7 protein-coding genes are annotated in these 13,241 nt (G+C 54.4%); 5 read left to right on the forward strand and 2 right to left on the reverse strand.

Annotated features, from left to right (window positions below; translation table 11 throughout):
• Entirely contained in the window at positions 1-4,980 is a 4,980-nt protein-coding gene (locus NST04_RS26865; protein ID WP_445667971.1) for a DUF4132 domain-containing protein, read from the forward strand.
• A gap of 37 nt (positions 4,981-5,017) precedes the next feature.
• Here the strand turns inward: NST04_RS26865 and NST04_RS26870 are convergent, their stop codons facing one another.
• Complete coding sequence (locus tag NST04_RS26870) at positions 5,018-5,437, reverse strand: hypothetical protein (RefSeq protein ID WP_341186996.1); 420 nt, start codon at positions 5,435-5,437, stop codon at positions 5,018-5,020.
• 147 nt (positions 5,438-5,584) lie between these two features.
• Between NST04_RS26870 and NST04_RS26875 the strand changes: the two genes are divergently transcribed.
• The 4 genes from NST04_RS26875 to NST04_RS26890 all read left to right on the forward strand — a co-directional run bounded on the left by NST04_RS26875 (position 5,585) and on the right by NST04_RS26890 (position 12,457).
• Positions 5,585-7,705, forward strand: a complete 2,121-nt coding sequence (locus NST04_RS26875; RefSeq protein WP_341186997.1) for a LuxR C-terminal-related transcriptional regulator — start codon at positions 5,585-5,587, stop codon at positions 7,703-7,705.
• Between the two features lie 179 nt (positions 7,706-7,884).
• Positions 7,885-9,456, forward strand: coding sequence for a methyl-accepting chemotaxis protein (locus NST04_RS26880; protein WP_341186998.1), 1,572 nt, complete (start codon positions 7,885-7,887; stop codon positions 9,454-9,456).
• Between the two features lie 14 nt (positions 9,457-9,470).
• The gene (locus tag NST04_RS26885) at positions 9,471-9,899 is read left to right on the forward strand and encodes a chemotaxis protein CheW (protein WP_341186999.1); all 429 of its coding nucleotides are present in this window, start codon (positions 9,471-9,473) and stop codon (positions 9,897-9,899) included.
• Between the two features lie 32 nt (positions 9,900-9,931).
• A complete protein-coding gene (locus tag NST04_RS26890; protein WP_341187000.1) occupies positions 9,932-12,457 on the forward strand; it encodes a chemotaxis protein CheW in 2,526 nt (841 codons plus the stop codon).
• Here the strand turns inward: NST04_RS26890 and NST04_RS26895 are convergent.
• A complete protein-coding gene (locus NST04_RS26895; RefSeq protein ID WP_341187001.1) occupies positions 12,420-13,205 on the reverse strand; it encodes a spermidine synthase in 786 nt (261 codons plus the stop codon). The two genes, NST04_RS26890 and NST04_RS26895, sit on opposite strands and share 38 nt — an antisense overlap.
• Between the last annotated feature and the right edge of the window lie 36 nt (positions 13,206-13,241).

The following is a 13,241-nucleotide window of genomic DNA, read 5'->3' on the forward strand; positions in this document are numbered from 1 at the left end:
ATCGGAAATGAAGAGTGGGAGACTCAGTGGTACGCGGATGTTGAGAACAAAGCCAAGGGGCTGAAGGGGGAAGGCGCGGAATTGGCAGGCCTGCTCGCGGAGTTCAGCAAGAACCGCTACCTTCATGAAGGGGAAGATTCGCTGGACCGCTTCCTTGTTATCATGGATGATCGCGCTGCGGCGGCTCAGGCTGATTTTACCGGATACTGGGGGCCACTGATTGGGGTCATGCAGCAGCTGTACAGCGCACATACTGTTGAGCTTACAAGGTACATAGTTAATCATGCAGTGGAGTACCCTTATTCCATAGGGTATATGCGCCGGCCGTTCCGGACCAGGGAGGTTCAGGCGCACCGGATGCAGATCCTCCGCAAAATCAATGCTCTCATCTATATGGAGCTGATTGAATTCTCGCTGCCGGAGTATCTGCAGGGGAATCATGAAAAGGATTACAGTACATCCTACCGTGTGGATATTGCCGTTCCCGATGTAATAGCCTATGAGCTGGACCGTAGCGGCAGCGGAATGGAGGAGCTGCTTAAGGATGCGGTGTACGGGGACAACCAGGGGGCAATGCTCAGCCGCAATATGATAAAAGGTGCATTCCTCAGCCATAACCAGGCCGCTGTTCAGATGATTGGCGAGCTGCTGCTCGCTGCCCGGCTGCAGGAGGGACTGCGGCAGTCCATTATGGAGACGATGGATGAGGGAACGATAGCGAACAACCTGTATATGCTGAAGGTGATTCTGGACAATGATCTCGTGCGCTACAGCTCGGTGGTGCGTGCCTTGGGCGTATGGACAGGGATGGGCCTGGAAGCGCAGAACCAGCGGGTGGCAAAGCAACTGGTTGAAGGTGCCTATCAGGTGTTGACAGATGAAGCGCTGCGCGGGGAATGGCTGACCAGCGAGAACGCCAACCATGTCTACCTGAGCTTGTGGGCGACGGCAGTCTATGAGGAGAATGAGCTGATTGGCAAGGTGGATATCCTGATGGAACAGGGCCAGTCCTACCAGAAAATCGTAGCCCAGTATGTACTCTCGGGCAGCCAGAACCGGGAGGTGCGCCTGAGCAGCGCCCGGAAGTATCTGAGCGAGCAAGAGCCGGAGCTGCTGTACTGGATTCTGACGAACTATAATTATGATTATAACCGGATGTGGAGAGGGCCGAAGGATAATGGGCCGAAGATCGAGGTCGTAACCAGCCCGCAGCTTGAGGATAAAAGCGAGCGGCAGCGCGACTTCGGTCTGCTGAAGCACATCTTCCTGAACCCGGACAGCCGGGAGCTGACCGGTACCTCCAAGGTGCTGGATTTCCTGCAGGTCAGCTACACCCGTGATCTGCCGGTCCAGAAGATGCTCTATCTGATCTCCTATGATATGGACCCGGCCTGGGTCAATGAATTGCTGGCGCTGAAGGACAAGCTCAGCACGGACATACGGGGGGAGCTGCTGAATTACTTCGTGCAGCATACGGAGGATACCGTACAGCGCGAATTCATCTTCGTCAGCCTCTCTGACAAGAGCATAAAGAACCGGGAGCTGGCGTTGGACCTGGCGCAGGAGCTGACGCTGGCAGAGGATGAGCTGCTGATGGCCGAAGGGCTGCTGAAGCTCAAGACGGGTACGCTGCGGCAGAGCGTGACCCGGATGCTGCTGAATCAGCCGGATGAAGCGCTGAAGGACTCCGTCCGCAGACTGGTGCAGGGCAAGAATGCCCTGCAGCGGCAGGCGGGACTGGAGATTATGACGGTGCTGTTCGAGGATGAAGAGCGGCAGGCGCTGTTTGAAGCGGTGCGGCCGCTGGCGGATGAACTGGTGAAGCCGTCTGACCAGGAGCGTGAGCTGATCGCCAGGCTGAGCCGGAAGAACGAGTACACGAAGGCGAACGGCTTCGGCTTGTTCGATCCCAAGCAGTCCGAGAAGTGGCTGACGCAGGGGCCGGTGCTTGACGGATTCGCCTGGGATCAGGTGTTCAAGCTGTCCTTGGAGCAGATCAATACGTTCCTTAAGGGACTGGACAACACGATCCACAAGCACCGCGATGTGGAGTATGAGGTCGAATACTACAGCGGATACAAGGATACGCTGCTGATCGGGACCAACCTCAGACCGCTGCAGGGGTACTTAATTAACGATGAGGAGACCGTCAAATCCGCCCTTGAGCAGTACCCGCTGCATGAGGTATGGGCTGAATATTGGGATAAGAGCGGCTGGAGCGCCCGGGATCTGATAGAGCTGAACTTCTATATCAGCCTGGAGGAGCTGGATGAGACCCTGGAGAACTATGACGGCTACGATACCGTAGGGATCGATGATAAGGAACTAAGCAAGCAGAAGCTGCTGTCCGGCTGGCGTAAGGAGTTCGCGGGAGAGGTCTATCCGCTGGAGCAGGCCCAGGCTGTGATGAAGCTGGTGGACAAGCTGAAGTACAGATGGCAGGTAGAGTCGCTGCTGGATGCATTCCGCGCGGACCATAAGAGCCCTGAGGGCTTCCGTCTTGCCGATGGTGCGGTGAATGCGCTGCTGGCCGCGTTCCCGGAGGAGAAGCTTGCTGTGGACTGGCCTTTCCTGTCTGTGCTGGCAGATCCGTGGATCGATATGGTGCAGAAGCTATGGAACGGACCAGAAGAGTTCAAGGAGATGTTCCGTACCTGCTACAGGTTCGAGGGAATCAGCGGGGACGGAGAACGGTCCAGCATCATCGGGCTGAAGCACTATGTCCAGGCCTTCAACGATGGAATCATCGGCGAAGAGACGCTGCTTAAGGAACTGCTGCTGAGTACGGATGCACGCAACCATATGAGCTGGATCAGTTCACGCCGGTACGACTGGATTGAGAACAGTCCACAGATGGTTGCACTGCGTACACGGATCATTGACCGTCTGTTGGCCATTGAGCTGGGGCGCGGCGACCTGCCGACCGAGGTGACCGGCATGACGATGGGGCTGCAGCGGATCGAGGGCCTGGAGTACTGTATCCGCATCCTGTCCGGGCTCAACAAGGATACCTTCATACGCGGATATGTGTACGGCTACGGCAACAATATTACGAAGAAGGAATCCTTCAGCCATCTCCTTAAGGTATGTTATCCGCGCGAGGGCGACAATGCGGAGCGGCTGAAGACCTTGCTGCAGGAATACAAGCTCTCTGATCAAAAGCTGCTGGAGGCCGCCATGTACGCCCCGCAGTGGATCGAGATTATTGCCGAATACCTCGGCTGGGAAGGGCTGCGCAGTGCCGCCTGGTACTTCCATGCCCATATTAACGAGAGCTTCTCGGCCGAAAAAGAGACGGTGGTGGCGCATTATTCGCCGATCACGCCGCAGGAGTTCAATGACGGTGCCTTCGATGTGAACTGGTTCCAGTCCGCCTACAAGGAGCTTGGACAAGAGCGGTTCGAGCTGCTCTATGACTGTGCCAAATACATCTCCGCCGGTGCGAACCACCGCCGTTCCCAGCTGTTCGCCGACGCCACGCTCGGCAAGCTGAACCTGGAAGAGATGAAGCAGTCTGTAGAGCAGAAGCGGGGCAAGGATCATCTGCTCAGCTACAGTCTGATTCCGCTGAATGCAGACCGGGAGAAGGATATCCGCGAGCGGTATGAATTCATCCAGCGCTTCCTGGCCGAGAGTAAGAAATTCGGCGCACAGCGCCGTGCCAGCGAAGGCCAGGCTGCACAGATTGCCCTGGGCAACCTGGCTCGCAATGCCGGATATGCCGATGTCACCCGTCTGATCTGGGATATGGAGGCGCGCAAGCTGGACGATTATGCTGCGTACTTCGAGCCTTATGAGCTGGACGAAGAGACCTTCGTCTCGCTTAGTATCAATGAAGAAGGGCAAAGCGATTATGTAGTCACCAGCAAGGGAAAGGCGCTGAAGTCGGTGCCTGCACGCTTCAAGAAGCATGAGTGGATCGAGGCGTTGAAGGAGGCCAAGAGTGAGCTAACCGGACAATTCCGGCGCGCCCGGGCCGAGCTGGAGCGGTCGATGGAGTCCGGCAGCAGCTTCACACCGGCAGAGGTTGCCGGGCTGAGCCGGAATCCGGTGCTGGCACCGCTGATTAGCAAGCTGGTGCTGATGAGCGGCGATGCGCTGGGGTATTACGATGCGGATCAGGGAGCGCTGGTCAATCCTGCAGGCGAATCCACGGCCCTGAGCGGGGATGCGGCGCTGCGGATTGCCCATCCGCTGGATCTTTACCGCAGCGGACATTGGAGCCTGTATCAGAAGGATCTGTTCGACCGTCAGCTCCGCCAGCCGTTCAAGCAGGTCTTCCGCGAGCTGTATCTGCCAAATGAGGATGAGCTGTCCCATGGCGTGCTGTCCCGCCGTTATGCGGGCCATCAGGTGCAGCCGAGCAAGACGGTCGCCCTCCTGAAGGGGCGGCAGTGGACGGTCAGCTATGAGGAAGGGCTGCAGAAGGTGTTCTATGCCGAGAACCTGATTGTCCGGCTCTATGCCATGGCGGACTGGTTCTCGCCGGCGGACACTGAAGCGCCGACGCTGGAAACTGTGCAGTTCTTCGACCGGAAGACCTACAAGGGCGTGCCGCTGGATCAGGTGCCGCCTGTACTGTTCTCGGAGGTTATGCGGGATGTGGATCTTGTCGTCAGCGTAGCTCATGTCGGCGGCGTCGATCCGGAGGCCAGCCTGACGACAGTCGAGATGCGCCGGGTGATCGTCAGCGAGTCGCTGCGGCTGCTGAAGATTGAGAACGTCCGGCTGGACGGCAATTATGCGCGTATAGACGGTACACTGGGCGAGTACGCTGTGCATCTGGGCAGCGGCCAGGCGTACAAGCAGGCTGCGGGTGCCCTGTCCATTATTCCGGTGCATTCGCAGCATCGGGGCCGGCTGTTCCTGCCGTTCCTGGACGAGGACCCGCGTACAGCGGAGGTACTCTCCAAGGTCGTGCTGCTGGCTGATGATACGAAGATCAAAGACCCGCAGATTCTGACACAGTTGAGCAGCTGAGCTGCTGTGCAGTAAGGGTTGAGGGCTAAGCGTCTGCTTAGCCAGGAGGTATGGCACCGGTGCTGGATTTCAGCACCGGTGTTTTTTTGGTGCGGGGGAGAGAAGGTGCCTCTTCTGCTGGGCGAGGGCTCATGGGCCAAATGTATGCTAAAAACCAAATACATTTTGAGTGAGGGGCGCGTGGGCAGAATGTAATCGAAAAACCGATCACATTTTGCTGGTGAGGGGCGCGTGGACCGAATGTAATCGAAAAACCGATCACATTTTGCTGGTGAGGGGCGCGTGGACCGAATGTAATCGAAAAACCGACCACATTTTGCTGGCGAGGGGTGCCTGGGCGAAATGTAATCGAAAAACCGACCACATTTTGCTGGCGAGGGGTGTCTGGGCGAAATGTAATCGAAAAACCGACCACGTTTTGCTGGCGAGGGTGCGTTGGCCAGATGATATCTGTCAATCGGCCGGACGATATATTTTTCGCACATGCGCATTTTTCCACTAAGATTCCTGGACTATTATGCTACGTTTGTAGAATAAAAGGGATGAAAAGCAGGGGATCGGTCAGGCTATGGCGAATTTTGGAGGGGAAAGCGAGGAATGAGCAATGAAGAACAGGCTCCGCCAAAATCTGCAGTCGTTGCAAGACGCATACGCCTCCTTATGCGGATTGACAATTATTATTACCGATCAAGCGGATCAACGGATAACAGAGCCCTCCGGCTTAACCGAGATGGCAGCTCTGTTGTTCGGTTCTCCTTGTGCAACCGCTGAACATGCAATTGCCAACCTGCTGGAAAAGGTCAGAACGATATCAAAAACCATAGTGTATGAAACCCGCTCCGGGCTGAAAATGCTGATTACCTCCATCAGGCTCAGTAAACAAAGGCCGTATTACATTCTGACAGGCGTCTGGGTGGATGGTTGTACGAAGGAGCTGATTACCGCGAGGATTCATGAGAGCGTTCCCCCGGAGGAATGGGCGGACTGGATACAGGCGCTGGATAAGGTACCGGTACTGGACCAGGAGGGCGTTGCCAGGATCATTACCCAATTGGATATACTGGCTGATACGGTGCAGGCGCTGCTTGAACGGGAGCAGGGGGGAGAATATTCTGCGTATGACCTGCAGCTTTTGAATCTGATCTATCTGCTGGACCCGGCAAGCCCCGAGTGGCTGCAAGGAATACTGGGCATTATGGTACGCATTCTCGGAGTAGAATTTGCGGGCTATGCCATGAATGCTACAGACGGGGGCCAATTCACGGTGGTGGAGACAACCGGGATGCCTAAGGATAACTCCCTGCAGGGGTCTTCTTTTTTTTATGGAGAAGGATTTTTGGGGCAGGTGGGGCTCTCCAAGCAAATGGGGTATTGGAGAAATGCCGACCGCGATCTCCGGATTTCTTTTTTTGCTGCGCATGGGTTAAGGCCGAAGGTGTTAATCTGCTATCCCATCAAATACAAGGACAAGCTGTATGGATTATTGTATGCCGGAGATCCGGCCCGCCCGGAACTGACGGAGGAGCAGGCGGATATGGGCATGCTGGTGGCCCATCAGCTCGCTGCTTCCATGTATCATATGGAGAGTGAAGCGCTGTATGAACGTCAAAGGAAGAGGCATGATACCTATAAAGAAATTGTCCAAGGGATTCTGGTTACTCAGGATAAGGAGGATTACCTGCGGCTGTTCATTGAGTTTTTCCAGCAGCAGCTCGGCAGTCCGTTCATGTGCTTGTTATTACATACGCCTGACGAAGCCGGACTGAGGATCTATTCTTCCTCTTCCGCCCCGAATGAGCTGTATACCCTTTACGCTGAAGATGCTGAACAGATCTATTTCGCTGATGGGATACCGGGGTTCAACCTGCTGAACAAGCCTATTCGCCGGGAATGGAAGAGCTGGCAGCTGGTAGAGCACCCAATGGTGTTTGAACAAAGGCTGCTGGGGTTATTTACGGTCCAGTTCATTGATGAGGGGCAGCGGCGGGAATATGAATCGATTCTTCATATGACCAATGTGCTGCTAGTGACCAAACTGCTTGCACAGCAGCCTCAGGGCACCCCCTCCGTGACTGACCTTATGAGGCTGCTGCAGGATAATCTGCTGATGCAGCAGCCGGTAGTACATAGCAGAGCTGCGGATATCCGAAGGCTTGCACAGGACTTGCTGGAGCCGCTAAATCACTCTGCGGAAGAGATAGAATGGATTGGCCAGGCCGCGCTCCTTGCTCCATATCCTATAGGGCTGCTGATCAAATACCTGGGTGACATTCCTGCTGTATGTGTTCTGCGCCATATGCATTATTACCAGTCGGATTACAATGGGCAGGAGGATATAGGAGAAAGTTCCCACCTGTACTTGGCGAAGGTCTTGCTTTTGCTTACGAAGTACACGGAGCAGGGCGGCAGGCAATGGAAGGAAACATTTCCTATACCCGTACCCGAGCCGCTTATGCGTTCTTTTGAGCAACTGATAGCTCCTCCGACGGTTGCAGCGCAGCAAGAGGGAAGCGTAGGCTTTACTACCCGCGAAAGGGATATCCTCGATGGTCTGCTGACGGGCCTCAACAACAAGCAGATTGCGGAGAAGCTGTTTCTCAGTACGCATACTGTCAAGAATCACATCACCAAAATCTACGAGAAGCTTGGTGTACACAGCAGATCACAAGCTATCTCGCAAATGTATCAGGCCACTGGCAAAAGAGATACTTTAAAAAAGCAATGATTACGCAGGGTGTAAGCGTACATTGCTTTTTTTGTGCATGAAAGGAAAGAAGGCCTGTAGAAAAAAGGAATATAATGTCGAAACTTAGGAAGCTGTGGCGATAGGCGCAGAGGTCATAAGCTATACATAATAGGGGAAGCTTTGCAGGCTCGACAAATACATATTGAGGAGTGCTTCATTTGAAACTAAACATCCGCACCAAATTGTTGGGAGGCTTTCTGGTTATTGTAGCGTTGCTTATATTTATCAGCGGGCTATCGATTATGAAAATGGCGGGCATGAACAGTAACTCTCTACAGATGCAGAGCTACAACTTCCCCGCGCTCGTCAATGTTGCCGAGATTCGGACGGAGCTGTATAAGCTGCGCGGTGACTTGTTCAAGCTTGTCCTCGAAACCGATGATGCGGTGAAGGAGGAGATTCAGGCAGTTATTAAAGCGGATCAGGACAAGATTGCTGACCGCATGAAGGTCTATGGAGAGCTCGCACTGAATGCGGATCAACGGGCTGCGTTAGAGAGCATTAAGCAGAGCGTGGATAACTATAACCAATCCGTACCCAAAGTCCATGAACTGCTGGATAAAGATCAGAATAAGCAGGCTTACGGCGTCTTGATCGACGCAATACCTGATCTGCAGAAGGCTCAGGATACCGCTGATCTGGCCGTCAGTAATGTCATCCAAGGCGCAGACGACCGGATTGACTCCACGGTTGCCAGCTTTAATTCCGGAAGATTGATGATCCTGGTCATCTCCAGCATTGCCGCAATTGCAGCCGTTGTGCTCGGTGTCGTGATCTCGCAGGGCATCGTCGGTCCGGTATCCAAGCTGCTCGCTGCCATGGTCCGCATGGCGGATGGAGATCTCAGAGAAGAAATTACCATTAAGAACCGGGATGAGTTCGGCAGACTGGCCGCAGCAGCCAATGAGATGATTACCAGTCTGCGCAAGCTGATTGGCGGGACTGTTGAGGCTGCGCAGAGTGTAGCCGCCTCCTCTGAGGAAATATCCGCAACGACTGAAGAAATCGCCAGCGGCAGCCAATCCCAGGCTCAGGCGGCGCAAAACATCAATCAGCTGGTTCAGGATCTGACCCGGGGCATTGATGAGGTTGCCAAGAATGCCGAACAGGCATCGGAGCTGTCCCTGCTGACACGCCAGGGGGCTGAGGAGGGAAGCACTGCGGTAAAAGAATCGGGCCTCGGCATGAGCAATCTGTCGGAGAAGATGGAACTGCTTGAGCAGGATTCCCAGAAGATCGGAGAGATTATCGAGGTCATTGATGAGATTGCTGAGCAGACCAATCTGCTGGCGCTCAATGCAGCGATTGAGGCAGCGCGTGCCGGTGAGCAGGGACGGGGCTTCGCCGTTGTCGCCGATGAGGTCCGTAAGCTGGCTGAACGGAGCAGTGAAGCGACTAAGCAGATTGCCCTGATCATCCGGGTGATGCAGCAGAATACGGTTCTGAGTGTGCAGGCTGTTAGTGACGTATCGGCCCTGTCCGAGCGTACAGAGCGGCTGATCGACGGTATCGTTACCCGTGTCAATGATACTGCCCAGCAGATTACAGGCATCGCTGCGGCTTGTGAGGAACAGGCGGCGCAGACGAACGAGGTACTGCTGTCGATTGAGGCTATAGCGGCCGGAAGCCAGGAATCCGCAGCGGCAGCAGAGGAGACAGCCTCCTCTTCACAAATGCTTGCCTCCTTGGCGGATGAACTGAATAGCTCTGTCTCGGTGTTCAGATTGTAAGGGGGGAGTAAGTTATGCTGGCTGCACGAACGGAGCAGTACATCATATTCCGGCTGGTACAGGAGAAGCTGGCCATCGATATTCGGGAGATTGACGAGATTATTAAGATGGAGCCTGTCACGGCTGTGCCTAACAGCAAGTCTTTTATTAAGGGCGTTATTAATTTACGCGGTAAAATTATACCGGTGATCAGTCTGTGCAGGAGGTTTGGACTTGCAGAATCTCCACCGGATACCCGCTCTAGGATCATTGTGGTGCATTACCGGCAGGAGGCCATAGGCATTATGGTGGATTCCGTAGAGAAGGTGGCTTCCTTCCAGCAGGTGGAGCCTCCTCCGGAAGCTCATGAAATGCAGGGAGTGCAGTACATGGACGGAATCGGAAAGTGCCCTGAGGAGCTGATCAGCATTCTGAACATTGGGCGTGTGCTAAGTGACGGGTGAAGGCTAACGCATGAAGGAGGAGAGGAGAACAGATGAACGAGTTTCATAATATGATGTACTTGGGCGTTTTTCTGGATGAAATGGACGAGCAGCTGCGGTATTTGGATGAGGCCCTGCTCATGCTGGAGAGCAAAGGGTATCAGAATGACATTATTCAGAGGATCTTCCGGGTCGCCCATACACTTAAGGGCTCATCCGCAGTCATGGGATTCAAGCAGCTTAACCGGCTGACGCATCAGATGGAGAGTGTGTTTGAACTGCTCAGGGGCAGACAGCTTGCTGTAACCTCCGAATTATTGAACATTCTCTTTGACTGCGTAGATTTCATTAAGGAGCTTCGTCAATCCATTCTGAGCGGTACATTGGTGGAGGGGGACACCTCAGAGCTATTGCGCCGGTTAAAAGAGGTGCGGAAGACAGCGGCCGAGTCCCCCGTGCCTGTTACAGAGGGGCTTCCGCAGGGAGGAGCGGGGGCTGCGCCGGATATTATCTTCGATGATATCCGCAAAGAGCAGATCCAGGCGGCCATAGATCAAGGCTCTATGGCTATAGCGGTTCATATTCAACTGGCTGCTGAGGAGCCGATGAAATATGTCCGCGCGAAGCTTGTAGAGGCCAAGCTGCGGGAAACGGGCGAGGTGGTTGCCGCCTACCCCGAGCTGGAATCCATCGAGAGGGATGCACAGTTCTCCGGTACCATTGCGTATATTCTGCTTACACAGCAGTCCCGGCAGAATATTATGGCCTGTCTGCAGGAAATTTCACAGATTGAAGTTATACATACAGAGCTTATTACGGGAGCGAACCTGAACACCTTCACAGAAGGCAAAGGAGCTCAGAAAACCAGCAGCTATGCGGCCCAGACCGTCCGTGTGGATGTGGAGCGGCTGGAGGGGCTGCTGAATCTGGTAGGAGAGCTGATCATAGATAATACCAGGCTGCACAGTGTCCGTTCCCGATTAAGCGAGCAGTTCAAGAGCAATAGTGATGTTCATCTGCTGAATGATATCGCAGGACACTTGAATATGGTTATCAGCGATCTTCAGGAGGGGATGATGAAGACCCGGATGCTGCCGATGGAGCATCTGTTCGGCCGCTTCCCCCGGATGATCCGGGATTTGGCGCAGAAGTCGGACAAGGAGATCGAATTCATCATTGAGGGCAATGAGACCGAGCTGGACCGCAGCTTAATTGAGGAGATCAGCGATCCTCTGATTCATATTCTGCGCAACGCCGTGGACCATGGACTGGAGCTGCCGGAAGAACGGGCAGCTCTGGGCAAGCCGCGCAAGGGAACTATTACTCTGCGGGCAAGCCATCAAGGGAATATGATTGTAATTACAATATCGGATGACGGCAGGGGCATTGATACCGGCAAGGTCAAAGAAGCCGCTGTGCGCAAAGGCTTCGTCACCGCCGAAGAAGTGAAGCGTATGACGGAAAAAGAGCTGGTGATGCTGATTTTCCGCTCTGGTATCTCAACAGCCCGTACGGTTACAGATTTATCCGGCCGCGGAGTGGGCATGGATATTGTCAAAGCACATATAGAGAAATTAAATGGCATCATAGATATTGAGACGGCTCTTAATCAGGGGAGTGTATTCACGATCAAGGTCCCGTTGACCCTTGCCATCATCCGCTCCCTGCTGGTAAAGCTGGGAAGCAGCACCTTTGCCATTCCGCTAATTAATGTCATTGAAATATTCAGAATGAAGACTGAGGATATTGTTACCATTCAGGGACAGGAGGTCTGCCACTTCCGTGATCAGGTGCTTCCGCTTGTCCGTCTGCATAGTATGCTGCAAGTGGAGGAAGAAGAGCCTACGGTGAACAGCAGACTGTTCGTAGTCATTGTCGGCTTCGCGGATAGGCGGGTCTGTCTGGTGGTAGATGAGACGATCGGCAATCAGGAGATTGTTATCAAGTCACTGGGGAATTACATAGGCGGCGTTCCATATATCGCAGGCTCAACCATACTTGGCGACGGCCGTGTGGCCCATATCCTGGATATAGGTTCAATTGCAAGGGAAACAGGCTCAGCCTGCGATACACTGCTCCAAGGGAACACAGTTACGGCAGAGAATCAGGATAGTCAGAGCGAGAAATACATTACTTTCAAGCTGGAAAAGCTGGATTTCGGGATTCCGATCCGGCAAATGAAGGAAATTGTGCCTGTTCCGGAGATTCATTCGCTGGTGTCCGCCCCGGCTCATGTCCTGGGGATGATCAATCTGCGCGGATTGCTGTTCCCGGTCTATGATATACGGCCCAAGCTCGAAATGGACTGCGGTGAACAGACCGCCGGCTCCCGGATTCTGATCTGTGAGGTGTCGGGACAGGAGGTAGGGGTGTGGGTGGATCAGGTGTCAGCGGTGCAGCTGCTGCCCAGAGAGCATATGGATGAGGCGCCGGATCACATTCTCCAGAACCCGGAGGTACTGGATGCCGTCTATAAAGACAACCATCAGTTTATTCACTTGCTGAATCTGGAGAATATATTGGACCTGGATACCTGCATTTTTACCGGTCACGGATCACATGACCCAGCCCTGGTGTGATCTCGCTGAAGCCGGCCATGTGGCGGGACTGGCAGGGGATCGGCCGGGCGCTGGCGGTCATGAGGATATTGCAGAGATCAGCCCTGCCCTCTCCCGGAAGCACGAAGGTTCTGGTATATGGATACACTTCACAGAGTGTCGTATGGATGGCACTGATTAAGCGGTCATTGCCGCTGCGGCCCATCAGATTCATGATGATCTGGCCGTGCCCGTTCAGCTTGGCACGGGTAAGGCGGAAGAATTCCAGCGTAGTGAAATGAGGCGGCGTCCCGGCAGCGGTGAAGGCATCGAGCAGGATATAGTCATGGCCTTGGTCCGGCGCGGCTTCCAGCAGGCTGCGGCCGTCACCGATCAGGACGTTATCCTGCGTGTAGCCAAAGCGGGTTCTGCTGTATTCCACCACCTTCGCGTTCACCTCAGCCACCGTAAACTGCTTCTCGGCGAAATAACCGGCTATCGTACCAATCCCGTGTCCGATCAGGAAGACATGCTCGAAATAAGGATTCCCCGCTTCCATCAGATGGATCATCGCCCGGGGATACTCGAAGATCACCCGGCGCGGATGGTCCAGATCCAGTGCGCCCTGAACGGCTTCCCCCGAGAATTGCAGAACCCGGAACCGGCCGGTCTCGCCATATAGCTCGGTTGTATCGTAGACCTCGATGTCCTGAGAGTCGTGGTTAGTATGGGATGGTGCGTGCAAGCGGATCAGACTCCTTCTCCAGATGGAATTCGTTACAACCTTCATAGTAACATAAAGCAGCCGCAGGAAGGCCTTCCTGCG

The sequence above is a fragment of the Paenibacillus sp. FSL H7-0756 genome (assembly GCF_038006765.1).
Lineage (GTDB): Bacteria > Bacillota > Bacilli > Paenibacillales > Paenibacillaceae > Paenibacillus_AQ.

Coding starts and splice junctions, on each gene's coding strand:
- NST04_RS26890 (WP_341187000.1), top strand. CDS start 9,932: ATGAACGAGTTTCATAATATGATGTACTTGGGCGTTTTTCTGGATGAA.
- NST04_RS26875 (WP_341186997.1), top strand. CDS start 5,585: ATGAAGAACAGGCTCCGCCAAAATCTGCAGTCGTTGCAAGACGCATAC.
- NST04_RS26885 (WP_341186999.1), top strand. CDS start 9,471: ATGCTGGCTGCACGAACGGAGCAGTACATCATATTCCGGCTGGTACAG.
- NST04_RS26895 (WP_341187001.1), bottom strand. CDS start 13,205: ATGAAGGTTGTAACGAATTCCATCTGGAGAAGGAGTCTGATCCGCTTG.